The organism is Acinetobacter sp. C15 (assembly GCF_013420645.1).
Lineage (GTDB): Bacteria > Pseudomonadota > Gammaproteobacteria > Pseudomonadales > Moraxellaceae > Acinetobacter > Acinetobacter indicus.
This window is the reverse complement of sequence record NZ_VOXR01000012.1, coordinates 1-24727: the sequence shown is the minus strand read 5'-3', so window position 1 is coordinate 24727 and position 24727 is coordinate 1. Positions and strand designations below refer to the sequence as shown.

Sequence of the window (24727 nt, the reverse complement as noted above, 5' to 3'; positions counted from 1 at the left end):
ATCTAAGCCTGCACTTTTCTAATCAGAATATTCATCCACTCTTCTGTACGCTCTGGACGTTTATCTACAGTAATCCATTGTTGTAACAGTAAAGCCTGATCGATCTGCTTAAGTAAGTCATGAGCTTGCTGTTCATTCAAGTCAGTAAAGCTACGCCCCTCTATCTCACGGTCTGTATTGCCATACTTAAAAGACATGTAACACACACCATTTAGCTTTAATGCTTTGAATATAAGCCCCAGCACTTCAGTTAGGCGATCTCTTTCACAATGTAAAAGAGATGCACAAGCCCAAATACCATCGTATTTATTATTCTCAGCTAGGTCATAAAAACTTTGCTGACGTACTTCAATATTGGTCAGCTCCCTGGCCTTTTTAACCAGCTCGGCAGAATAATCAATTGCCTCAACTTGATAGCCTTTTTTCTTAAATGCCAAAGTGTCCCGCCCCGAGCCACAGCCCAAATCTAGGATCAATGCCTGTTCCGGCAAATATCTTAGAAATGGTGCGTAAAGACTTTCCATTTCAACCTGATAGGTATTTTCAAAAAATGCTTGAGCATGTTGATTGTAATAATTTGATGTTTGATTCATTGTCTAAAAGCCAATATCTTATGTTAAAGAACATACTGATTTTTCACTAGATAAGTCAAATGATCAGTCCTATGAATGAATCAAACTCTTATTTCACTGTATCCGGACAACTGAGATAGAAACCAAACTGGTTCTTATAAATGGAAAAAATATGGGCTTCAGATTTCGCAAGAGTATTAAACTGCTACCTGGATTAAAAATTAATCTGACGCATAAAGGCATCAGCAGTTATTTTTTGAATTTAGCCATTCTTTGTACCCCATAATATCCACTGCTAGGCAAAATTTAATTCATTCATTACTATGGACGGATGTTAAATACAATAAAGGCTGCCGCTGATGTCTGATAATGACAGTACTATGGATTATGATGAAAATGATTTAATCGATTCTCCCTTGTCTCAAATTTTAAAAGAGGATAATGAGCAAATTGAAGTTCTAATTTATCGATTACCCGATAGTGACTGGACACTGGAAGTGGTAAACCAAAATGGTACTTCTACGGTATGGGATGAAACATTCCCGTCAGATCAGGAAGCTCTATCTGTTGCTTTAGATGGAATTAAAGCTGCAGGCGGTATTCAAGCCTTTTCAGAACTCAGTGACCTTGAAGCAAAGAACAATATTTTTCCTGAATCACTTACTCGCCATTAAAAATGAAGCTGCTAGCGTGGATATGAATCAGTATTTTCTGGATTCTTAGAACCTGTCGCGATGATAGGTTCACTTTAACCCAAACCCATCTAGTGTTGAAGGGTCAAAATTTTCATCAAACATAAACTCATCTGCTCGCTCTTTTCTTAATGTCGCCAAGGCATAAAAGAAACATTTCTCACATAACTGCAATTCATATCTTTCACCGTCATGCTTAGAACCATAGCCCCAATGCGCCGATAAAGTGCCAAACTCCAGTTTCGTTGATTGGTTGCATACATCACATACAACATCTGTAACGACTTCTATCTGTTCAGTTCTTTGATCTCCATATCCAATTCCTTGTAAATCCAACTTAAACATTCTAAATATTTACTAAAAACATAATTCAATAGGGTTTTAATTACCGCTAAAAAGATTAAAAACACTATATATAGTGAAATTTACAATTTAATAACACAATATAGGGTGCGTAACCCTTGACTCCCCTATAAAAAGTACGTGAATATTATATTTTATTTTTCAGCCACTTGGCATAAATATGGGGAGACATCAGCATATGTCTATAAAAAAAAAGCTATTGAAAGTCATCGTGTATCTTCAAAAAACTTAAAATTAATGTGTTATCCAAAATGTATGCATGCGTACCAAATCTGGATAGCTTTATTTTTCCAACTGAGTGATAAACAGCAAAACTATCACTTGAATTTAACTTTTAAACAGAATATCGAAATCCCGCTCCTTACCACTAAAACACCTGATCACTATTTTTTTAGTAGTCATTTCAGCTGGATCTATGCTTATTTTTACAATAAGAATAAAAATGAATTTAAGTTCAGAGCTTATGAGAAAAATAATTCCTACCAATTTACCATCCAGGCTTTAAGCGAAGTTAGGGCCTTACTGTGTTCCGGATTACATCACTCAATTCATGGCTTAGATATCATCGCATATTGGCTAAATGAACAATACTTAGCCGCACATCTTCAGGAAGTTTTCGGTCAGGAAGTTTTAACTATCAATCATCTACGAGAATTATCAGGGCTATCTAAATCCAAAAGTCCAGTAAGTTCTATTTCAAATTATACCGGCCCACTTTCATTAGAAAAAATTCTGGCGGGAATTTAATCATGAACGGATATCGTTATTTAGAAGATACTCAAGAATTAAAGCTTGAGCCATTTCGAGACTTCTATCAAGCACTGGCGGAAGCAAAACTGGAAAATGATCAGGACTTCTTTAAGCTCAATGATTTCATCCAACCAACTGAAGTCGTTAAACTAATTAAAATTATGACTCAGCATCCTACTGATCTATCGATTAGTAAATATCCATTGGTGCATTATCTCCGGGCTCTGATCAACACTCCATCAGCATATCAATCAAATGCCCTAAAATGGGGCGTTTTCAATACTCAATGCATTGAATTACTTGATAGCAAAGAACATGCAGCTACTGTGGCTAATCTTTGTAGGCGTTTTCGTTTAGCAAGCACAAACGAGCAATACTATTGGCTCTATAATTTTCTACCTTCTCTGCCTCTAGAATTAGAATATCTAATTGATTTTATAGATAAAAAAGAGAAGAAAAATAAAGAACTGCTGAACCGATCCCTAGAAATTTTGAGTAAAGAGCAAATCGGCCAACTGGCAGATATTCGTGTCATCTATCAATATGCATATACTCAATCAGAGCGTCAAAAAAGACATCGTCAAAGCAATTCAAGCGCCCAGGAACCACCTCAAACTGATGTTAAGAAGACATCAAGAATGTCTCTTGATGATGAAAAAACACATCAGACTTGTTTTGAACGCGGTATAGCAAAACAGCCACCTGAGGATAAAACTATAGAAAGAGTTGAAGATCATAATTTTGAATTTAACTCACTAGAGCAATGTTCTATTACAGCTCAGATCAATAATCTCAAAAATAAAATTCTGCATCAAAACAAGAATCAGTTAATGAGCAAATCAAATCCTCGTATTTTTGATTTGCCTACCGCGCAGCATATTATACGAATTTTGTTTGAACAGGCAGAAACCTCTCCAATTCATGCCTTGCTTTTATTTTCAGTACTCAGTTTGACGCATTATGAAGAGTTATTAGTATTTCGGAAACATTTCCGTCTCAGCTCAAAAAGAAAAGAAATTACTTTTAGTCCTGAAAATTTCTATTTTCGGCAAAGTTTTGATAACTCTAAATTTAAAGATGCTTTATTAAAAGAATATATGCTGAATATAGGAAGTTCTTTTACCATCCCCTTACCCAAAGTTTATTTTGATCAGATTTTTCGACTAAAAAAGTGGGATAAAGCTGATATTGCTTCCGATGTACAAGAATATTTACGTAGAATCAGTGACGGCCTTACTTTTCACTTAACAGCTCGAAACCTTCCTCGTTTAATCAGTGATATTACGTTGAATGAACTTGGATATGAATTGGAAAGTAAATTACTTAGTGGAGAAAACGTTAATAGCTACACCCCAGGCCATTACTATTCAATGAAAATTGTTGATATCCTCGATATTTATAGCCAAACACTTTACCTAGTTTACCCGCAGCTCGACACTAATTATATCGAAGAATTTAAATCCCCTGTTACTTTCGGTAGTCAGCAAACGCCAGACCTGCCACTGGTTAAATCCTTTTTTAAACAGCTTGATCAGCAAGTTCGGGGCAACCCTAACCCTTTTAAAACACTGAAATATTATTCAATTTGGCTATGGCACGTTTGCATGATTATGACATCTGCACGACCAAATGAAGCCTTTCCCCCGAATCTCGATTATCTTGATCTCGACAACCGGTTGGTAGCTGTTGCAGATAAAGAGCAACGTTATTCGGGTACGATTGGGCGCTACCTGCCATTTAATGATTTTCTTCGAGATGAAATACAGTCCTACCTAAGTTATTTAAAACAATTTCAGCATTTTATGAAAGCTTGTGCTAGCCAAGTTAAAACAGAACTAATTCAAGAAATTTTTGATGGTAAGCGTCCCTTTCTTTTATGTTTCGAGCCTGAGGGATATATCCGAAATTTAGAACTTTCTGATATTCAAAAATACTGTACAGAAATAGCCCTTCAGCTCAACTGGACCCGCCACTTTACTCGTTATTTTTTTGCACAATACTGCAATGAAGATGTAGTTAAAGGCATCTTTGGTCACGACGAAGCAATGCAGGGACTGTTTGACCGCTATTCAGCTTTTCAGGCGGCTGATTACGACCAAATCAGAACAGCACAAGATAAGCTAATTGAAATATTAGAGCTTAAAAGTATGTCGACATTCAACGGGATCATGATTAAATGAACAGACATCCACACTCCCTAAAACGACAAAAAAAACTTATAAAAAATAAGGAATTTCTTCTTAAATTATTTAGTGAGAAATGCCTAGAACTTACACCTGAAAACTATTCCGATGTATATAGACAAGTCGATAATAGCCTTTTGGAAAAGTACAAATCTAGTACTCGTAGTCATAAAATAGCCCGCTTAGAATTCGCGAGATATATCAAGCGTTTTAATCGTTTATCAAATCAAAACTACCCTGTTCCTGCAACACCTGTTCGTCATGAAAGCCCCCCACCCCAGCAAAATATTGAGACTTTAAAACATGGTAAAAGGGTGACTCAATTTGCCAAAAATTTGATTGCTCACTGGACAGAACATAATGACTTCAGTCCAACTCAATCCCTCGCTTTTTGTTTGATCAGCACCATATTATTCAATGGCTTTTATAATGAGAACGAACTACAAAAGTTTTTAAAAATCTTTTTCAAAACAAAGAAATTTCAAAGTTTTTTAAACCTGAATCATATTGTTTCACTTGATATCCCGAACCGGAATTTCGGTAATCAGCGTATAAATGACCCTGATTTTTCAGTCAGCTATACAAAAACGTTTGTGCTACACGATATTGTGAAATGCTGGATCTACAGACTAAAACATCAGAAATTTGATTTATTTTCGGATATTGAAGATGCAGAACATCTGATTAACGCTTGTATTATTGAATGCTTCCCTGAGGAAAAGGTGCGTTGTAAAGACCTGTTAAAATACGGTTTTTACTATACACAGTTCCTGAAAAACAGCGGGCTGGATCAAATGTCCATTTGTATCTTAAAAAATGAAATTTACAGTTCCAGTCCTCTTGAAAAACAATTAGCAGCTTATTTTATCCAACCTGAACCCACGCCTACCCATACGATTCAGAAAGTTCATGAGAACCCTCAAGACCAGTCTAAAGTCACTATTGCATTAGATGTTGCCGATATTTTAGTAGAAATACGTCAAGCTATTCGTGCAAAAAACTATAGCGATCAACTCATAGAATTATATGCTAAAGAACAATCTCCAGCCTTGGAACGTTTGCTGCTGTGGAGCATTCTACGCTCAAAATTAACGGAACCTCAACTAGACCTTCTCAATCATATTATTCAGCAGCAGCAACGATTTAAGCGCAAGCTTATACGTGCAGATTTTCAGCCGCTCAAGCAAAGTTCTCTGAAGACCATGTTTTCACAGTTTGCAGTCCATTGGCTGCAGGCAACGCAAGACAAAGATATTTCATCATTTTCAGATGCTGATTTTGAAGATCTGTATGGAGAAATGCTTCTATTAAAGAAAGAAACAACTAGAGCGACTTTACAAAAACGTCTACAGGAGTTTCATCACAAACAAACCTTATTCTTTAACGCACCCACTATCGATCTAGATAATTTAATCCAGGCAAAAATCTGCAGAACCGCATTGATCTCACCCCATATTTTTCATCACATGCTAGAGCAGCTCGAAAATACTCAAAATATTTCGATTCAGGATAAAAATATATTTAAACTGATTTTTATTTTGGGGTTCAGAGTCGGACTACGGATCAATGAAACATTGAATATCTTCGTACGTGATCTATTTATTAGTGAAGATGCTATGATAATCACTATTCGCAACAATCGCAATAAAAATCAAAAAAGCTACTCAGCTTACCGCAAGATTCCCCTGCATCATCTACTTAAAGCCGACGAGTTACATGCATTTAAAACATATAGTCAGAATAGAAAACGTCTGCTAAAAGAACAAGGAAAATCAGTTGCACAACCGCTGTTTTTAAAACAGTCCTTAGAAGAAACTCATGAAAATGAAGTGAATTCCCTATTGAAACAATTGATCCAGCCAGTTTTTGGAGAACACAATTTTACTTACCATAGTCTGCGCCATTCTGCATTTAATCATCTTTACCTGATTTTAAAAAACTCAACACTTGCAGATGCATTTACTGACTATAGCCCACATGAGCAATTACGTATCCGTTATGCATTGTTGCGAAACAGAAATACTCAGCAAACCTGGTATGCACTTTCTCATTTTGCCGGGCACCTAACCCCTGACACGACCTGTTCAAGCTATCTGCATTTAATGCATCTGGCAATTAGCTACCAGCTGAATCAAATGCACAGCCCACTTCCTAAAGAAGCCTATTTTAATATTCTGAAACATGATGATGCTATTAAATATCCTGTTCAGCAACGGGCGATCAAACAGTTTTTATTTGATCAACTCACTAAAGACCGTTACAGGCAACATGATCATCAATATCAACCAGAACAGCAGAAATCGCCTGATTCACTGATACTAGGAGCTCATGACTCAGAGATGACTTTTGAACTATTGCATCACATTCTTGCAGTAGAAAAAGAGCAAGATCTTCTGTTACCTGAAGCCATTCCTTTGCAAATCGCGCAAAAATTACGTGCCAGAGCCCAGCATTTGAAAACCTCCTGTGTAAACCAAAAAAAATCATCGAGGTTATTTACCACAGATTTTTTAAGGAAAACTCCTGCTGCATTAGTTACCATGTTGCCAACTAATCAGGAGGAGAAAAAGGTCATTCACCATGTCCAGGAGCGTTATGCAAATGTACAAAGTAAATATAAAAAACAGCTCAATACTATCTATTCAATTTATCTTGAAAAAGTTCAGCCCAATTCTGCTCAGTTCATTTTTGAAATAAATGAAAAACGTCAACTGAAAAAGTTTCTGTCTTTTATTAGTAAACTGTTTCCAACAGAATATCTTCACCTCGAACTTTCTAAACAGAGCAAAGAACAGCTCAAGAATACATTACAGGGTTTGAAATTAGGTTCAAAAAACTTCAGCCTGAATGAAAATGAAAGGCGAATTAAGTTCTGCTTCAAAAGTAAAGATGTAAAAGCACTTGGGGTATTCAAGTTACTGATGTATCTCATGATAGTTTCTCATCTTTAAGCTGTTTGTAATAAAAATTTGAACTCTGAGAAACGATAATCAAATAGTATAAACTCTAGGTATCAGCAACGTCTGAAACTGAGATCAGTCATGCATAAAACATCAGAAAAAATTGCAAAACAAAAAAAGGTATTAGCTAAAGCTGTTTTATCTTCTGCAAAGCAGCTTGGTTTGACACAGGAGCAGCTTGCCATCGTTCTCAATTTAGATTCAATGGAAACTTTAAATTCGCTTGAGTTAGATCCAGATTCAAGTCAGGGAGAACTCGCAATTATTTTAATTCGTATTGCGATATCACTAGATGCTCTAACTGGTGGAGAGACTAAATGGATGCAACATTTTATGAAGTCACCAAGTAAGTTAACCAAAGGCATTCCGATAGAGCAGATTCAGACTACTGAGGGATTAACCACTGTATTAAACGTAACCGAAGGACTTCGGCTTCAGGGTAAATATTAATAAAACAAAGCTTCATTACACAGAAAATTAAAAGTCATAATTTTGTCTAATCATTCAAATTCAAGGCATATGAAGTTCCTCTTCTCAAGAGGTATATGACTGTCTCATTATTGATAACTGCCATACATATACGGATTCTATTAACTTAATTCGAGGCTAAATTGAATCTTATAAGTTCAATTTAGCCATTCAAGAGTCATTATAAAAGTTTGCTATATAGCTAACAAATTTGGGGAGCAAAAAATGGCTACACGAGGTGAAATAGGTAAAAAAATACGTTTGGCCAGAAAAGGATTGGGCCACACACAGAAAAGTCTTGCAGAAAAAACTAAAGTCAATAAAACAACAATTTCAGAGATGGAAAATGGCCGTTTTACAGGTTCATTTGACATATTTGAACGTGTGCTTGATGGTGTTGGTTTACAATTCGAAGTGAATAAAAAAAATTGTAAATTGCCACAGTGGGATGAAATTGAAGAAATATTTTCAGAATATGATAAATAAACAGCTTTTTTACACAAACATTCAAAAGGTGAATTCTCCCCAATCCATTCAAATTAATTTTTTTATATGAAAGCTGATTGAAATACACATCTAGATCATAAATCTGATTAGATAAATGCGGATCAAATCGACATCCATTTTTAAGAGAGTTTTAAGGTTAAGAACTTAAATTAATCAAATTTCGTCTTAACTGAATCATTTCTATGTCCCCTGATCGTTCACTCTATAAAGGCACTTCCGGAATACAACGTATTTTCAATGCTACCCGTTATTCCGTGGCCGGCTTTAAAACAGCCTTTCAAAATGAAGCGGCCTTCAGGCAAATCCTGCTCATCAATCTGATTTTGATTCCTCTGAGCTTTGTCATGCCGGTGAGCCGGGTTGAGCAAGCACTGATGGTGGCCGTGTGTCTGTTGGCGCTAATCGTTGAACTGCTTAACTCGGCGATTGAGGCGGTGGTAGACCGTATCTCCATGGAGCAACATGAACTGTCTAAAAATGCCAAGGATATGGGCAGCGCTGCCCAGTTTGTCGCACTCAGTTTAATTACCGTAACTTGGGGCATCATTTTAATCGGTCATTCATTGTGACCTCATTTTTGCTACAACGACAAGAATGGAAGATTTAAAATGATATCCGAGCATTCCCGGTTTTTACTGACACAAATATTGCTGCTGATTTTCAGTTTTCTGATGCTCTGGAATTTTTTTGATGTAGGTGGAACGATTGATTTACAGCTGATCTATCCGTTCATTGATGATCAGGGACAATTTCCCCTGCGGCAACACTGGGCACTGGCCGAGCTCAATCATCGCTATGTCAAAAATCTGCTGATTCTGGTGTACATAACATTGTTAGCCGGCTGGCTAGTTTCACTGAAATGGCAGAACTGGCATCAACGGCGCTGGGAATTTGGCTATTTCTTTAGTATGGTGGTGCTGACCACGGCCTCAATTGGTATTTTAAAATCCCAGTCGGCGCATGCCTGTCCCTGGGATATGATCATTCCTACCCATGAAGGTATTTTGTGGGATTTGAGTGCTACTGCCGGACACTGTTTTCCCGGAGGACATGCATCCAGCGGTTTTGCCTTAATGGCTGGTTATTTTGTCTATCGGATTGCTAACCGCAAGCGGGCTTATTTTTTCCTTATCGCGGCACTGATTTTAGGCTTCGCCATGGGCTGGGCGCAAATGATGCGTGGTGCGCATTTCCTGAGTCATAATCTGTGGACCGGTTGGATTACTTGGTGCATGAATGTCATGGGCTATACACTGTTTAGCCACAAACTGCCACTGGCAAATCATCCCATGCACATGAACATCAGACAGCCTTAATGCCTAAAAACCAAAGCCTATCCACTTAGGCTTCGACTACAGGAAATTTAACTTGTACACACAGGCCGCCAAGACTGCTACTTTGCGAAAATTCCAGCGTGCCGCCCAAGCGCTCGGTGGCTTTATCTACAATTGACAAACCTAAACCGCTACCAATTTCGGCATGGTTATGAATCCGGTAGAAACGCTGCCGGATCTGGGCGAATTGAGTAGGATCAATCCCGGCTCCACTATCTTCAATCTGTAAAACTGCCTGCTGGCCTTGCTGAAAAATCGATACATTAATCACGCCGCCTTTCGGACTGTATTTAATCGCGTTATCAATTAAATTATAAATAATCGAGTGCAAGGTCGAAGCTTGTCCTTGAATTTGCAATTCCTGTTGCTGTTCTACGCCCAGATCAATTTCTTTCTGTAAGGCCAGCTGAATCAGCTGCTCAAGGCAGGCCACGGTCATCTGATTGAGCGAAAGCATTTGTGCAGGCTCGATTAAGCTGTCGGAGGCATCCTGTTTGGCCAGACTCAATAACTGGTTGACCAGATGCTGCATGCGTAAAACGCCCTGACTCAGATTATGAAGCGAGTCGCTCTGCGGAAACTGCTGCAATAAAATTTGCAGCTGCAAGTTGAGTGCGGTCAGTGGCGTGCGTAATTCATGGGCAGAATCCGCGACAAATTGACGTTGTTCCTGTTGAGCCAGGGAAATTCGACCAAACAGATGATTCATTTCCTGAATAGTCGGTTCCAGCTCCAGGGGATAATCCTTCATTTCAATCGGCTTTAATTCTTGCGCCTTACGGCTGGCCAGTTCCGTTTTAAAATCATGCAAAGGCTGAAAATTTTTCCGGATCATCCAGCCTAAACCAAACACAGCAAAAGGCAAGAAAAGCATATAAGGCAGAAACATATTGCCGGCCAGTTCCAGCGCCAGCTCCTGCCGGACATTTTGCTGCTGACTCACCTGAATCTGCAACTGGTCACTTGGAATGATATAGGTGAGCCAGGTTCCATACGGCGTTTGATGCTTGTAAAAACCTGCTTTCTTGACCGGTGCAACCAGCACATTCTGTGGATGCAAGGGAGTAGCTGTATTTGCATAGGACCAGATATCTACAAATAAATCTTCTTCACTGTACTGTTTTTCTAGATCGATTTGACTTTGTAGCGGTCGTGGATGATTTTCCGCAATGCGCTCGGCCAGACTTTGCATCTGTTTATCCAGCACTTCATTAATTTCTTCAAGTGCAATCCGGTATGCCGCAAAGATTAGTACACAGCCCAATACCACGCTAAACAATGAAATATAAATAATTAGACGTTTTTGTAAGGAATAACGTTTTGGCTTCATGCTCTATCCTAAGCGATATCCTAGACCACGGATCGTCCGTATAAAGTCTTTTCCTAATTTGGCGCGCAGATGGTGAATATAGACTTCCACAGTATTACTACTTACATCACTATCGAAATCATAAAGTTTGTCTTCTAAATCGTTTTTAGAAAAAATTTTGCTAGGATGCATGAGGAGTGCAGTGAGAATAGACCATTCCCGATTAGACAACTCGATCGGTTCACCATTAAAGCATACGATGTGCTGTTCCAGGTCCAGTTCCAGCCCACTGTGTGATAATTTCTTATTAATGTCTATCCCGGTGTTTTTTAAGCTACTACGTCGCAGCAAGGCATGAATACGGGCCAGCAGCTCGTCAAATTCATAGGGTTTAATCAAGTAATCATCTGCTCCCTGATTCAGCCCATCCACCCGGTTTTGTAATTGGTCCCGGGCGGAGATAATCAGTACCGGTAAATTCGGAAACTTCTGCCGGATATTTTTTAGCACCAGCATGCCATCCATCATCGGCAAGCCTAAATCGAGCAGGACAATATCGTAGACCTGCTGCTGTAACTGTTTTAAACCCTCAATCCCATTATTGACCCAGTACACCTCAAACTGATGCAGTTTAAGCAATGTTTCAGTCGACTCGGCAATCATAAAGTCATCTTCAATAATCAGTATTTTATGCATTTCAAGCTCTGTTTTTTAATGATGATGAGCATTGTGCAAGCATATCATTTTTAGCTTCAATCACTTGCGTTTTTATATCCAGCATACTTAATAAGCTGGGGAAAAGATGATCGTGACTGCGTGCCTGTCCGGTCTGTGTTTTTAAACAGTTTAGCTGCCGGACATTATACTGTTGCCAGGTATCAGAAAACCACATCAGCATTGGGATATGGGTTTGCTGCGTGGGCGCCATGCTATAAGGAGCACCATGCAGGTATAAACCATGCTCTCCGGTAGATTCTCCATGATCAGACAGATACCAGAAACCGGTTTGATATTGAGTCTGTTGCTTTAAAGTTTCAATGATCTCGGCAAGAACATGGTCTGTATATACAATCGAATTATCATAGCTATTCTTTAATTCTTCTGTACTACAGCCCTGAATGGCATTGGTATTACAGGTCGGTTGAAATGGCTGATATGGTGCTTTGGAGCGCTTGAAATATGCGGGGCCATGACTGCCCATCTGATGCAGTACAATTAACTGCGGTTTCGAGTTATTTTTATCCAGATGCGCCAGATAATCTTTCAGGCTATCCACCAGGATTTCATCAAAACATTCACCACCAGCATCACACCATCTCTGTTTCAGTTGGGCTGGAATCTGGTATTTTTGTACGCGGTCACAGGCACCTTTACAGCCCGAATTATTATCAATCCAGGTCACCTGATAACCGGCCCGCTGAGCAATATCCAGCAAACCTTCTCGGTGGCTAGCCAACTGTTCATTATAGTTTTGACGTGTCATTCCTGAAAACATACACGGTACTGAAACAGCTGTGGCAGTTCCGCAAGAACTGACTTGATTAAAATTAATTATCGGTAACTTGCTCAGTTCAGGATTGGTATTGCGTGCATAACCATTTAAAGCAAAACTCTCGGCACGTGCAGTCTCCCCAACCACCAGCACCATCAATTTGGGTTGTTTCTGTATTTGAGCCTGCTGCAGCAGATGGGCATCTTCACCATAAGGAATCAAAGGCAAATTGGCTTTAGGTGCTTTCTTTTTATAGTAGGATACGGTGGATGCAATGCTATTTTGCGGGGAAATCATGCCCTTCAGATCGCGGTGCTCGCGGAAGATGGCTGCATAATCGACATAAAAACAGAATAACAGTCCTAGAATCAATACGGCCGAAAGCAGACTGCTAAGGCTTTTATGCAACAATTGACGCCCGAAAGATGCAGGCTGAATGTTCAGCATCCAGACGATACACAAAGGAAAAATCACAAAGACCAGCGTCCAGATCACCAGCCGTATTGACCAGAGATCACGGACTTCCCGAGCATCGGTCTGCAGCATATTCTGGATCTGGTCCGGCGTAATAACAACCCCCAGACTATTGACAAAATAAGCACTAAAACCGCCCAGAATGATCAGCACACTGGCCAGTATCTTGGCATTCCATTTCCAGTTCAGCCACTGCAAGACCAGATTGTACAAGCCGATAACTACCAGGACTGTAGCCGCCAATAATGCGCCTGCCTTGAGGTTGGTATAAGGCGTCAATTGATGGATTTTCTGATAGAAATCAAAGTTTAAGACCAGCCCCAGCCAAATGGCGAGTAAAAGGTTGAAGCGTGCAAGGCTGATGGGTTTGATCTGGCGTAGACCGGGAAAAGAAGGCAGCTTAAGCATTTTTTTAGTTCAAAGACTTTAATATGCTTTAGCCTAAAATTTGAATCTTAAAAATGACTTAAAATAATCTGAGAACTACAAAAACTTATACATATTTTGATTTCAAATCAAATCTGATAAAACTAAAAATGCAGCCCAAGCACGTTGGGGAAAATCCGCAAGTAATGCTCAAGCAAATCATGAGCACAGCCCGAGTATTACTCAAGTCATGCTTGAACCATGCCCTGAATAGCCACCACTTTCCTAGACAAATACAGCCCAAAGAATGATTTCACCCTGAAAATGCCGACCATGGAAGGGATTCATATGCTGCACCTTTAGCTAAAAGAGGATTCAGCTTACCATTAGTGGTTATTTGCAACAGTGCCCTTTTTCTTATGCACGTGGCATGTTCCCTCAGGTTTGATTTAAACCTTCTGCAGTAGAAGTTGAACCTCAACAGCTTGGGCTGCAAATAATTTTTAGCTCAAGTTTGATTGCTCTAAGTAATCTATAACCACCTTCTGGTGAGATAGATATTCAGAACACAATCCGACGAATGGAGTTGTTTTTTTCCACTGCTGTTTTACCATCTTGATTATGTTACACAATCAAGATGAACAAATAAAATGGATGAATTTCAGCATGGTGGTGCCCGTGAAGGTGCTGGTCGCAAACCAGTTCATGAAGGCCCAACCAAAGTGATCCGGGTTCCCGAAGCCCGTGTACTGGAGATCAGGCAGTATCTGGATCAGATAAAAAAACCAGCCCGCAATGATGTTGCTTCGATTACTCCGGTTGAAGCCAGAACACATTATGAGATTCCGGTTGCCTTGCAAAAGGTGGCTGCAGGTTTCCCTTCCCCAGCCCAAGACTATATCGACAAGACCCTGGATCTGAACGAGTTCCTGATCCAGAACCAGCAGGCTACCTTTATCGTTGAGGTGGAATCGCTTTCCATGCGCGATGCCGGGATTGATCTGAAGGACAAGCTGATCGTGGACCGCAGTATTGAGCCCAAGCATGGTGATATTGTTCTGGCCCTGATCGACAATGATTTCACCATCAAACGACTGATGATTGAAGGCGACAAACGCTGGTTACAGGCGGAAAACCCGGATTATGCGGATATCCATTTGAAAGACGGTCAGACCCTGCTGATCTGGGGTGTAGTCACCAGTGTCATCAAGAAGTTCAGATGAACAGCCTCGAGCGGATTTATGCCCTGATCGACATCAACAACTGTTATGTCAGTTGTGAACGGGTGTTTAATCCCAGCCTGAATCACCGTCCAGTGATTGTGCTGAGCAATAATGATGGTTGTGCAGTGGCCCGCAGTAATGAGGCCAAAGCCCTGGGCATCAAGATGGGTGTTCCGTTGTTTCAGGTTCAGGACATTGTCCGGCAGCATCAAGTGGTGGTGCTGTCGAGCAACTATGCCCTGTATGCGGAAATGTCCAATCGCTTCCATTCGATTTTGGCCGGTTATGTGGCTCCGCATGAACAGGAAATCTATTCGATTGATGAATGTTTTCTGGATTTAACCAGTTATGCACAGCATTTTGACTTGACCCGCTATGCCAGAGAGATGAAACAGCGGATCTGGGACTGGATCGGGTTGCCGGTATCCATCGGGATTGGTCGCAGCAAGACCGAAGCCAAGCTAGCCAATCACCTTGCCAAGAAATGGCCTGGCTTTGCAGGCGTATGCAATGTGCTGGAGCTGGATTATCTGGATCAGGAAACGCTGTATGCCGGAATTGAGGTGGGTGAAGTCTGGGGTGTGGGACGTAAGCTGGTCAAAAAGCTGAACCAGATGGGCATCCATTCGGTACTGGATCTGGCCATGCAGGATGCGCATCGCATGGGAAGTTTGTTTTCAGTGCTGATGCAGCGCACGGTGCTGGAATTACAGGGCATCTCCTGTTTGCAACTGGAGGATGCTCCTGCACCCAAGCAGCAGATTGTGGCTAGCCGCTCCTTTGGAGAACGGATTACTGAGCTGGATGATCTGAAAGAAGCCATGGGTAAGTATGTGCAAGATGCAGTCATGCGCTTGCGTGCGGATGCCTCGCTGTGTGGCTGTATCATTGCTTTTGTGCAATCCAATCCCTTTGATCAAAACACAGCGTATTACAGCAAATCGTTGGCCTTTGAATTCCCGGAACCCACGGACTGTGTACTTGATCTGATTCATGCTGCGATGCAGTTACTGCAAGGCATCTATAAGCCAGAGGTAAAGTATAAAAAATGTGGGGTGATTCTGACCGGTCTGGTCAGCAAGACCCGCTATGTGCCTGATCTGCTTACAGACCATCGCCAGCGTGAAAGCAACGAACAGCTGATGCAGGCTTTAGAAGCCGTGCAAGCCAGATATGGCAAGACTAAACTGGCAGTGGGATCGTGTTATTTACCACAGCGGAAATGGTCGATGAACCGGACACATCTGACCCAGAACTATTTCAGCTGGCAGGGATTATTGAAAATTACCCATTAAGCCAACACCCCTTTTTAGGTTAAACAGGTGACAATTAACAACCGGACATCTATCCAGCCCCCCTATTGCGGACGGATCGCTGCTGGGAAGATACTCATATCGCTATGGTAAAACATTGAGCTCATCATATTGCAAGCAACTCAGGAGGCTTAAATCGCATGGCTAAAACAACAAAGGACGAAATCCCTGTAGAAGAATCAGCTCAAGCCAGTGAAGTTTCTGACAAAGTAACGGAAGCTAGAGCGTTATTGGGCAAGCAAATGTCCGCAAACCTGATTGCGATCGCAGAACTGACCCATACCCCGATTCCACACATGCAGGTAGATGAACACGGGGTTTTTCACGAGATTCAAAACACTGATAGGTAGACCGGCATGGATTGCAGTAACGGACGGTATTCTCCTGTTCAATCGGTCGAGTGCTCAGATCCGGTTTGATCGTTATCGTTAAGTCCATATTTTTGTACCTAACACATGGTTTTATACAGTTAAGTACAGGAATACGTACTGAACAGACAAAGCGTTTTTATGGTCCTTAGGCTTTTTTTCTATTCCTTAAAGGTGTCATTGAGCGCCTGCTGAACCGCCTCAATCCTTGATTTGCAGGCTTTGTAGGCGGTCATGGATTCTTCAACGATCGCCATCAGGTTATCAATATCCGGTTCTTCCTGCGATTCCAGCAGTTCGGCATTCTTCTTCAGAATCTCGTAGCCCTGTTTGAAACTGAGTTCTTCATTGTTCATGTGTATTTACCTGTGTCACGGTGGCATCAATCATGCCATCCTGGAGTTCGATCTGGAGTTGCTGGCCAGTGATTTGTTGCACTGAGCGGATGGCTTTGCCCTGACTGCGGACAATCGCATAGCCTTTAGCCATCACGTTTCGTGGGTTCTGTAGCAAGGTTTCCCGCATCAGGGATTCGGTCTGCTGTACAGCCTGCCGCAGCTGTTGCTGGGCAAAATACTGGGTATCGCTTTTCAGCAGATCAACGCTACGCTGCGCATCATTGAGCTGGCTTTGTGCCAGGGTTTGGATGGTTTTCAGATACTGGTCATTCTGGCTTTGATAGGCGGTCAGCTGATGCTGGGACAGCAGTTTGATGGTTTGCAGCGCAGTACTGGCTTCATTGACCCGTTCGACAATCAGGTTACGGATCCCGGCGATGACTTTACTTGGGGTATCAAAGGAGCGATGCGCGATTTCATCCAGAATGGTGCGGTCTTTCTCGTGGCCAATGCCCACCCAGATCGGCACTGTTCTTTTACACAACAGTGCAGCCAGATCATAGTCGTTCAGGTACGCCAGATCATTCACTGCTCCACCCCCACGGATGATCACAATTAGGTCGGGAGCGGTCTGGTAATCTTGAGCCCACTGCCTGAGTGCACTGGCCAGAGCCTGCATGATGCTGGTTGGGGCAGTATTGCCCTGGAAGGTGGCTGAATGATAAACGAAGTGGCAGACACCCGCCTGAGCCAGGGCATCGGCATCTTTTTTAAAGTCTCCCAGCCCGGCGGCATTTTCCGGGGCGATGACCAGTACGTTCTGCAAATCAAAAGGTGCCGGTAGCTGTTTGTTGTTATTGAGCAGGCCTTCCTGGGTCAGGCGCTGCAGGATCTGCTGATAGCGTTTGGCAATGTCACCTAAGGTGAAGCTGGAGTCGATATCTTCAATATTGACGGAGAAACCATATTGCGGATCAAATTTGGCTTTGACCTTGATCAGGACATTCAAGTCTCTGGACAGTTCAATGCCGCTTTCCCGTTCAAACCTTAACACGATTTTTTGTGCGGTGAATTTCCACAGGGTGCCTTTACAGCTGGCAATCACTTTATGGCTGTCTTCATCTTTCTCTGCCAGTTCCAGATAGTAATGCCCGCCTTTGATGCTGAGATTACGGATCTCGGCTTTGACCCATACCGCTTCATCGAAAGTCAGCTGGATGACTTCCTGTACGGTGGTCAGGTATTCACTGAGACTGAGTTGGGTTTCTGACATGAAAGAAAATACGGAATGCGGTCATTTGATCCTACAAAATAACAGCTTTCATTTCAAAGCATAGAATTGTTTGGAAAATCTGGAGCATTGCCATGTATGTCCACAATGTGCTGAAAGCCTCTCATCAAGATTTGACTATTTTGCGCTGAGGATAAACGGGTCAGACTCCAATTTTTATCCAGTAAGCTTATCAAGTGCTCTCATTTCGCATGTTCTTTATAGTACTGGTTTTTCCGTTTGGAATTGTGCTTCCAACTTTTGGAAAATTTATAGACATAAGTCGGGAAATCATCCCAAATATAGGGCAAACCACTACCACGGGCAACACGTATTTTGAGCGGATAGTCTTTATATTCAATGCAATGCATGAAATAAAAACTTCTTTCTTGTTGCGTACTGAACTTTTTAAAATAAACACTTCTCAGATTAGGATATTTTTTCCAAAAATAATCATGAGGATGTGCTTTGATAGACTGTTGGTACTGATATTTCAGTTTTTTCATGATTCCTCCTAGGTAACATTACCTAGAAGGGATCCTGTGCAAAGTAATTCATCATAGTTAATCTCTTTGTCTTTCTATAATTGAGTATTGATTTGATAACGTGTGTTACGTCCACCACCTTCTAATTTGACTATACATGCTTTTTCAAGCAAGTCAGATAAGTGGCGGGTAGCTGTTGCCTTACTGACTTTAGCAACCTTTTGATATTGTGAGGCACTAATGCCATGTTCAAAGCCATTTTCCCCGCCATCCAATAAACGGTTTAAAACCTTTCGTTGCCCTTCATGCAGGTCTAAACTAGAATATTTATGCCAAAACTGACTTTTAAATAAAGTTCGATTGATCCGCTTTAAGGTTGTTTCAAGGCTGTCATTCAAGGTATCTAAAAACCAGACCAGCCAATCTGTGATATTGGAATCATTTTTTTGGGTTTGCTCCAAGATGTCATAGTAACTTTTGCGTTTGTTTAATATCGCAGGAGATATGGCATACAAACGAATGCTCTGTTCATCCATTTGAGCCAGGGCAAGATCTGTCAGTGTACGTGTAATACGACCATTACCATCATCAAAAGGATGTAGCGTCACAAACCATAAATGAGTAATGCCTGCGCGTAAAAGGGGGTCAAGCAAGGAATCGGTCAGACTATGGTTAAACCACTCGATAAAGGCATTTAAGCGACTTTCTAGCCCCTCTCTAGGAGGAGCTTCAAAATGTACCGTAGGATAATCCAATCGACCTGAAACGACCTGCATAGGTTCTGAGCCTCTGAGTTGACCAATGCGTAAACGTTGCATTGTCCAATCCGGGTCATTGAAAAGCCAACGATGCCATTGCATGAGGCGTTCAACTGTGAGCGGTTGCTTCACATTGTTAAGCGCATCGAGCATGATATTCGCTAGACCTTCTGATCTGTCTGAGCTTGGATAAGGTTGTTCAAGAGTAACGCCCAAACGTCGAGCTAGAGATGATCGCAATGAAAAAACATTTAGAGTTTCATTTTCAATCGCTGATGAAGCAACTAGATTGGCAAGTAGAGTATCTAAAGTAAATTGTTCTTTCGCTAAATCATGCTGACTTTGCCCAAGAAGAATTCCTATTTTTTGATGTATTTGTCTAGTTTTAGGCAGGATGATTTCATCTTGCCATGTGAAGTTTGTCCAGTTTTCTGTTTGCCAAATCCATTCCTGCATCTTCAATCTATAACTCGAATCGTTCCAAGATGAGTTAAATATAGCATATATTCGGCTCACAATATGAGCTGAATATAATGTTTAATTAGCTCATCTATTTGTCAGAATTTGCATCAGCCGACTTATTTTAAAGTCGAATTGTTGGTGTCTTTGTGGTTATTTTAAATTTTCAGAAAATCTGAAACTTTTAAAGCCAAAATTTCGTGTTCGTCTTGTGATTCCACAATATCAACCATAAGATCATCAAGCTCAGTATCATCTTTAATTGAAACACCTTGAATATTTTCTGATCCTTACTTCAGGTATGATGATATTGCTATCACTACATTTAAAAATCATTATGAAACACTTAGGATTTGTAGGAAAAAGTACAGTACATATTGGATATACCCATGTTGAAATTATTAACAGCGCTCTTCGACTGTCCTTCAACGTGCCCTTAAAGAATAATCCAGAGGGAGTCTTTAGAAAAATCGTAGAAAACAACTATGATTTATTGATATCGACTTCAGCAGAAATCTCATTTGAATTAGATAGCGAAACGATTACAAAGGCTGAAAACTTAATTAAAGAGCAAGGTATTGAGTTAGAAGAATTTATTCAGAATACGCTGATTGAATTTATCAATCAGAACCAATTAGATACCACTAACTAATTACCATAGTTAGACAATAAAAAACCCCGACATATCGGGGTTTTTCGTGTTTGGCTGCTAGGTAGGCTGCTGTTCTACCTCACGTCCTGGTGCTTGAACTTATCATTATTGTTGTATGTTTCGGAACTTCCTGTTCCTGTATGACTTCATCATAAGCAAAAAACTACAGATCCCCTAGCCGCAAAATCCCTAAATGTTTGTGCGCCAGGGCGTACAAATCTGGCTAAAAGTTGTCCCGGTTTTATCCGCAGAAATTGGGGATAATTTTTGCCATGGACACCTGATAGAATCAGGAAAAGCCGCAAAAAAAGACTATTTTTTAAACAAATTGATTGGCAAGAACTATCAAAACCGCTCATAAAAAAGCCGACTTGTTTCAAAATCGGCTTTTTTATGGTTTTTAGATTTTTATGCTTTGAATAAATATCTGATATTTATATTAATATACAAATGTATTGCGTATAATATCCATTATGTTAAATAGCATAAAAAGGGACCTCAGATTTGGGTCCCTTTTATCTAAATTATTTGTATGCTTGGATAGATTTTAGAATCTCCTGTCTGGCTTCTTCTACATTGCCCCAACCATTAAATTTCATCCATTTACCTTTTTCCAAGTCTTTATAATGTTCAAAGAAATGTTTCATTTGATCTAATTGAAGCTGAGGGAGGTCGCTCAGATCTTCAACATTGTTATATAGAGGTGTGAGCTTAGAATGAGGTACAGCAATGATCTTTGCATCAATACCGGCTTCATCTTCCATATACATGACTCCGACAGGTCTGCTGCGAATTACTGATCCTACAGCAACCGCATGGGGAGCTATTACAAATACATCTAAGGGATCACCATCCTCGCTTAATGTTTGAGGAATATAACCGTAATTGTACGGATATGACATTGCTGTACTTAGAAAGCGATCAACCAATAAAGCATCATATTCTTTATTCACTTCATACTTGATGGGTTTAGCATTTGCCGGGATTTCGATGATGCTATTAAAGTCATCTGGTGGATTAGTACCTGCTTTAACATTTTTAAAACTCATTGTTTTACCTTCTAATATTTAGATTATTAATGATTAGTGAAAAATTGATAGGAAAGTATTCCTAGTACTGTAAAGATTAATGAACCTATTACATGGATGGCTATTGTTGAGATAGCATATTCAAACTTTGAAGCTTGTAGCAACGCAACAATTTCAACTGAAAATGTTGAAAAGGTCGTTAAAGCACCGCAGAAGCCTGTCACAACGAATAACTTATAATTAGGGCTTATTGAGCTATTTGAAAAAAATGATACAGCTAATCCAATAATAAAAGCACCGATTAAGTTAACAATCACTGTCCCGAAAGGAATATTTTCAAATACGCTATTAAATCTTAGACTTATGCCCCAACGAAGCCAGGCACCGATTACAGAACCGAGAGCAATTGATAAAAGAGAAAGATACATGTCTGCTCCTAGTTATGAGCAGCAAAAGATATATAAATAAAGAACTTTATGACGGGAAAACATAGCGTAGCTCCATTTTGTAAAAGCAGAGCACGCGACTACGTACCCTGCTTGAGGGAAACGTAGGTATCATCAGCCAGAATTGGCGGTTTGTGTAAGGAGGATAGCCATCTCCTTTGAGTACTATTATTTAAAAATTGATTAGCTAATTCAACAACCTTCTATTATTAAAATACGTAAGTTTGATACTTTTTATCTTTAGTTTAGTAAAACTTGAAACTTTTCATTTTTTCTATAATCTTTTTGGAAAGGGTGTCCAGCTAAGCTGAGGCAGGTGTTTGTTGTAGTCGGGCCGCTACAATATTGATAAAGAGCACCTGTATGTTTAATTTCAAGATTTTTAATAAAGTCTCTACGGAAGTATTGACGATCAAAAATGATCTCCAGCTTAATGCTGAGCTGCAATTAATTAATAAATATAAAACGGCTATTTCTGAAGATTATAAACAGGCTATTGTTTTGATCTTTAAAGAACGCGGCTACACACGTTTGGAAATAGGTCAATTACTTGGGGAGCTAAAAGCTTCATAAAATACAGATTAAACAAAGCTTGGATATACATCCAGGCTTTATAAAAAAGTACCTAGCTGTTACCCTTGTCCTGATTTTTTTACTCTAAAAAGTTTCTTCATCTTATGACACCTACGCCACCTTAAGTTTATTTACCTTCTTAAATCTGTAAATAACTCATCACTGTCTAGCTAGTGATGTGGTGTAGTCGCTTGTGTGTTGTATATATCACATCACTAGCCTATCTGAAAAATTAAAAAACAGGCTATGTTTATGTTATCTAATGTCCGAGAACAGTGGTTCTCTAACATCCGTGGGGATGTACTTGCCGGATTAGTCGTCGGTCTTGCACTCATCCCTGAAGCCATCGCATTTTCAATTATTGCAGGTGTAGATCCTAAAGTTGGTCTATACGCATCCTTCTGTATTGCCGTCGTGATTTCTTTCGTAGGTGGTCGTCCTGCCATGATTTCAGCAGCCACTGGCGCAATGGCGCTGCTTATGGTCACATTGGTCAAAGAGCATGGGCTTGAATATCTGCTGGCAGCAACAATTTTGACAGGCGTGATTCAAATATTGGCAGGCTATTTAAAGCTCGCCAAGTTAATGCGGTTTGTATCTAAATCTGTGGTTATTGGATTCGTAAATGCGTTAGCGATCTTAATTTTCATGGCTCAATTGCCTGAACTGATTAATGTGACCTGGCATGTATATGCTTTTGTTGCTTTAGGTTTAGCAATTATTTATCTATTCCCTCTGGTTCCCAAATTAGGAAAATTACTCCCTTCTCCACTAGTCTGCATCATTGCAATCACATTATTGGCAATCGCTTTAGGAATTGATGTACGGACCGTGGGCGATATGGGGTCTTTACCTGACACACTTCCAATGTTCTTGATTCCAGATATTCCTTTGAATATTGAAACATTGATGATTATTTTGCCTTATTCAGTCGCACTGGCGGCTGTAGGTTTACTTGAATCGATGATGACAGCAACTATCGTGGATGAAATGACTGATACGCCAAGTGATAAATATCAGGAATGTAAGGGACAAGGGATTGCGAATATTGCTTCTGGCTTTATGGGTGGCATGGCCGGTTGTGCAATGATTGGTCAATCTATGATTAACGTAAAATCAGGTGGCCTTACACGCTTATCAACATTCTCTGCGGGCATTTTTCTTCTTATTCTGGTTGTATTTATCAGTGACTGGCTCAAAGTGATTCCAATGGCTGCATTGGTAGCGGTAATGATAATGGTCTCTATCAGTACCTTTGAATGGAGTTCTGTCACTCAGTTAAAAGATAATCCTAAGAGCAGTAATTTCGTCATGATTGCGACGGTGATTGTAGTTGTTGCTACGCATAACCTGGCTTTGGGTGTGTTAACAGGCGTATTACTTTCAGCCTTGTTCCTGGCGAATAAACTTGAAAATGATATCCAGGTGACAGCATCTTTTGAAGGAATGGCCCGTTTATATGAGTTGAGAGGTCAGATCTTCTTTAGTTCTTCTGAAAAATTCATGCAAGGTTTTGACTTTAAAGAGGATGTAAAGGATGTGATTATTGATTTGACCCATTCTCACATTTGGGATGTAACATCAGTCGCCATGCTTGATTCTGTTGTAAATAAATTTCAAAAGAATGGTGTGAATGTCACTGTGCGTGGCTTAAATGAAGCCAGCTCTATCATGATTGATAAGTATGGAACACATGCCAGAATCTAAGCGCAGGAGATTTTACGTTTATGTAGAATCTCTAAAATTAACACAATACACCTTATACGAAGTCAAAAAAATATATCTATATGATAATTAATGAAATTGTAAAACCTATTCATAATGAACATTATGTAAAATGGAGATGATAGAAGTGTACTCACTAGTACACTTCTATCATAAAAAAGAGAGCTGCCAGCTCTCTTTTTTATGTTTTATTCAAAATGAAGTTGATATTTATCCGTCGTAATCTTGATCTTGAGGTTCTTATATTTTCGTTTTGTGGCACTCAGGGCTGAATCTGTCACTTCTGCATGAAATTTAGGGTCATTCATTAGATCATGAAATAGTTTATATCCAATCAATAACTTACTGGATTTTTTCTTTTCCTTTAGATCATTTTCAATCAACTGATCCAATTCTTTTACAGAAAAACTATGCATATTACCCTCTATAGTATCTTTCTGATAAAACACCATACAGACTTAGTAAGAGAATTTAAAGCTTATTAGATAATTGCTCTGTACACGACAAATTTCACAGAACCCTTATCCTATCAGGATTCTGCTTTCTTAAAATTGCCAAAATTTCCTTAAACTCTTCTTTTTTCCCAAAACCAATTAAACGCTGAATCGCCATTTGAACA

The 24727-nt window shown here is 40.0% G+C and carries 25 protein-coding genes, 3 pseudogenes and 1 riboswitch; of the genes and pseudogenes, 15 read left to right on the top strand and 13 right to left on the bottom strand.

The window, feature by feature from the left end; translation table 11 throughout:
- Positions 1–2: 2 nt before the first annotated feature.
- Positions 3–593 carry a bifunctional 2-polyprenyl-6-hydroxyphenol methylase/3-demethylubiquinol 3-O-methyltransferase UbiG gene (locus FTT63_RS06695; protein ID WP_016658949.1) on the bottom strand — a complete coding sequence of 197 codons (591 nt, stop codon included), beginning with the start codon at positions 591–593 and terminating at the stop codon, positions 3–5.
- Positions 594–744: 151 nt separating this feature from the next.
- Here FTT63_RS06695 and FTT63_RS06690 point away from each other — a divergent pair.
- Positions 745–822: pseudogene (locus FTT63_RS06690) on the top strand (DUF4236 domain-containing protein); the annotation flags it as partial.
- A gap of 109 nt (positions 823–931) precedes the next feature.
- Entirely contained in the window at positions 932–1246 is a 315-nt protein-coding gene (locus tag FTT63_RS06685; RefSeq protein ID WP_016658948.1) for a hypothetical protein, read from the top strand.
- Positions 1247–1315: 69 nt separating this feature from the next.
- On the opposite strand, the pseudogene FTT63_RS06680 reads toward FTT63_RS06685, so the two are convergent.
- A pseudogene (locus FTT63_RS06680) lies at positions 1316–1578 on the bottom strand (hypothetical protein).
- Between the two features lie 169 nt (positions 1579–1747).
- Here FTT63_RS06680 and FTT63_RS06675 point away from each other — a divergent pair.
- The 7 genes from FTT63_RS06675 (at position 1748) to FTT63_RS06645 (ending at position 9811) form a co-directional block, all read left to right on the top strand.
- Positions 1748–2374 (top strand): hypothetical protein, encoded by a 627-nt coding sequence (locus FTT63_RS06675; RefSeq protein ID WP_223235077.1) that lies wholly within the window; start codon positions 1748–1750, stop codon positions 2372–2374.
- Positions 2375–2376: 2 nt separating this feature from the next.
- Entirely contained in the window at positions 2377–4557 is a 2181-nt protein-coding gene (locus FTT63_RS06670; RefSeq protein WP_180192097.1) for a hypothetical protein, read from the top strand.
- Complete coding sequence (locus FTT63_RS06665) at positions 4554–7511, top strand: site-specific integrase (RefSeq protein ID WP_180192096.1); 2958 nt, start codon at positions 4554–4556, stop codon at positions 7509–7511. Before FTT63_RS06670 ends, FTT63_RS06665 begins: the two co-directional genes overlap by 4 nt.
- 90 nt (positions 7512–7601) lie before the next feature.
- Positions 7602–7970: an antitoxin Xre/MbcA/ParS toxin-binding domain-containing protein gene (locus FTT63_RS06660; protein WP_016658943.1), complete on the top strand. Its 369-nt coding sequence runs from the start codon at positions 7602–7604 to the stop codon at positions 7968–7970.
- Between the two features lie 243 nt (positions 7971–8213).
- Positions 8214–8474 carry a helix-turn-helix domain-containing protein gene (locus tag FTT63_RS06655; protein WP_016658942.1) on the top strand — a complete coding sequence of 87 codons (261 nt, stop codon included), beginning with the start codon at positions 8214–8216 and terminating at the stop codon, positions 8472–8474.
- A 203-nt stretch (positions 8475–8677) separates the two neighbouring features.
- Positions 8678–9064: a diacylglycerol kinase gene (locus FTT63_RS06650; protein ID WP_016658941.1), complete on the top strand. Its 387-nt coding sequence runs from the start codon at positions 8678–8680 to the stop codon at positions 9062–9064.
- A gap of 39 nt (positions 9065–9103) precedes the next feature.
- Positions 9104–9811 carry a phosphatase PAP2 family protein gene (locus FTT63_RS06645; protein WP_016658940.1) on the top strand — a complete coding sequence of 236 codons (708 nt, stop codon included), beginning with the start codon at positions 9104–9106 and terminating at the stop codon, positions 9809–9811.
- Between the two features lie 25 nt (positions 9812–9836).
- Here FTT63_RS06645 and FTT63_RS06640 read toward each other — a convergent pair whose 3' ends face one another.
- Genes FTT63_RS06640 through FTT63_RS06630 form a run of 3 tightly spaced genes read right to left on the bottom strand, consistent with a single transcriptional unit; the run spans position 9837 to position 13512 of the window.
- The gene (locus FTT63_RS06640; protein ID WP_095705995.1) at positions 9837–11159 is read right to left on the bottom strand and encodes an ATP-binding protein; all 1323 of its coding nucleotides are present in this window, start codon (positions 11157–11159) and stop codon (positions 9837–9839) included.
- A gap of 3 nt (positions 11160–11162) precedes the next feature.
- A complete protein-coding gene (locus FTT63_RS06635) occupies positions 11163–11834 on the bottom strand; it encodes a response regulator transcription factor (protein ID WP_016658938.1) in 672 nt (223 codons plus the stop codon).
- Between the two features lies 1 nt (position 11835).
- Positions 11836–13512 (bottom strand): phosphoethanolamine transferase, encoded by a 1677-nt coding sequence (locus tag FTT63_RS06630; protein ID WP_016658937.1) that lies wholly within the window; start codon positions 13510–13512, stop codon positions 11836–11838.
- 608 nt (positions 13513–14120) lie between these two features.
- Between FTT63_RS06630 and FTT63_RS06625 the strand changes: the two genes are divergently transcribed.
- From FTT63_RS06625 to FTT63_RS06615, 3 genes are all read left to right on the top strand, one after another.
- Positions 14121–14693, top strand: coding sequence for a LexA family transcriptional regulator (locus FTT63_RS06625; protein WP_005180682.1), 573 nt, complete (start codon positions 14121–14123; stop codon positions 14691–14693).
- On the top strand, positions 14690–15988 hold the full coding sequence (locus FTT63_RS06620) for a Y-family DNA polymerase (protein ID WP_095706047.1): 1299 nt from the start codon (positions 14690–14692) through the stop codon (positions 15986–15988). Before FTT63_RS06625 ends, FTT63_RS06620 begins: the two co-directional genes overlap by 4 nt.
- Before the next feature lie 158 nt (positions 15989–16146).
- On the top strand, positions 16147–16356 hold the full coding sequence (locus FTT63_RS06615; RefSeq protein ID WP_016658935.1) for a hypothetical protein: 210 nt from the start codon (positions 16147–16149) through the stop codon (positions 16354–16356).
- A 179-nt stretch (positions 16357–16535) separates the two neighbouring features.
- On the opposite strand, the gene xseB is transcribed toward FTT63_RS06615, so the two are convergent.
- The 5 genes and pseudogenes from xseB to FTT63_RS15880 form a co-directional block, all read right to left on the bottom strand.
- The gene (gene xseB, locus FTT63_RS06610) at positions 16536–16730 is read right to left on the bottom strand and encodes an exodeoxyribonuclease VII small subunit (protein WP_005180690.1); all 195 of its coding nucleotides are present in this window, start codon (positions 16728–16730) and stop codon (positions 16536–16538) included.
- Positions 16720–17985: an exodeoxyribonuclease VII large subunit gene (xseA, locus tag FTT63_RS06605; RefSeq protein WP_016658934.1), complete on the bottom strand. Its 1266-nt coding sequence runs from the start codon at positions 17983–17985 to the stop codon at positions 16720–16722. The genes xseB and xseA overlap by 11 nt, the downstream gene beginning before the upstream one ends.
- Positions 17986–18185: 200 nt before the next feature.
- Positions 18186–18488 carry a hypothetical protein gene (locus FTT63_RS06600; RefSeq protein WP_095706046.1) on the bottom strand — a complete coding sequence of 101 codons (303 nt, stop codon included), beginning with the start codon at positions 18486–18488 and terminating at the stop codon, positions 18186–18188.
- 74 nt (positions 18489–18562) lie between these two features.
- Entirely contained in the window at positions 18563–19681 is a 1119-nt protein-coding gene (locus FTT63_RS06595; protein ID WP_095706045.1) for a Fic family protein, read from the bottom strand.
- A gap of 161 nt (positions 19682–19842) precedes the next feature.
- Positions 19843–19962, bottom strand: a pseudogene (locus FTT63_RS15880) (type II toxin-antitoxin system death-on-curing family toxin); the annotation flags it as partial.
- Positions 19963–20021: 59 nt separating this feature from the next.
- Here FTT63_RS15880 and FTT63_RS06590 point away from each other — a divergent pair.
- Entirely contained in the window at positions 20022–20336 is a 315-nt protein-coding gene (locus FTT63_RS06590) for a hypothetical protein (protein ID WP_095706048.1), read from the top strand.
- Between the two features lie 524 nt (positions 20337–20860).
- Here FTT63_RS06590 and ppa read toward each other — a convergent pair.
- Together ppa and crcB are read right to left on the bottom strand one after the other, a co-directional pair.
- On the bottom strand, positions 20861–21385 hold the full coding sequence (gene ppa / locus FTT63_RS06585) for an inorganic diphosphatase (RefSeq protein ID WP_005225406.1): 525 nt from the start codon (positions 21383–21385) through the stop codon (positions 20861–20863).
- Positions 21386–21411: 26 nt separating this feature from the next.
- Positions 21412–21792, bottom strand: coding sequence for a fluoride efflux transporter CrcB (gene crcB, locus FTT63_RS06580; protein WP_005225409.1), 381 nt, complete (start codon positions 21790–21792; stop codon positions 21412–21414).
- 116 nt (positions 21793–21908) lie between these two features.
- Positions 21909–21976: riboswitch (Fluoride riboswitch) on the bottom strand.
- A gap of 197 nt (positions 21977–22173) precedes the next feature.
- Here crcB and FTT63_RS06575 point away from each other — a divergent pair.
- Both FTT63_RS06575 and FTT63_RS06570 read left to right on the top strand, forming a co-directional pair.
- Positions 22174–22383, top strand: a complete 210-nt coding sequence (locus FTT63_RS06575) for a hypothetical protein (RefSeq protein WP_004282305.1) — start codon at positions 22174–22176, stop codon at positions 22381–22383.
- Between the two features lie 252 nt (positions 22384–22635).
- Positions 22636–24090 (top strand): SulP family inorganic anion transporter, encoded by a 1455-nt coding sequence (locus tag FTT63_RS06570; RefSeq protein WP_125824936.1) that lies wholly within the window; start codon positions 22636–22638, stop codon positions 24088–24090.
- 206 nt (positions 24091–24296) lie between these two features.
- On the opposite strand, the gene FTT63_RS06565 is transcribed toward FTT63_RS06570, so the two are convergent.
- Positions 24297–24524 (bottom strand): hypothetical protein, encoded by a 228-nt coding sequence (locus FTT63_RS06565; protein ID WP_000555568.1) that lies wholly within the window; start codon positions 24522–24524, stop codon positions 24297–24299.
- Between the last annotated feature and the right edge of the window lie 203 nt (positions 24525–24727).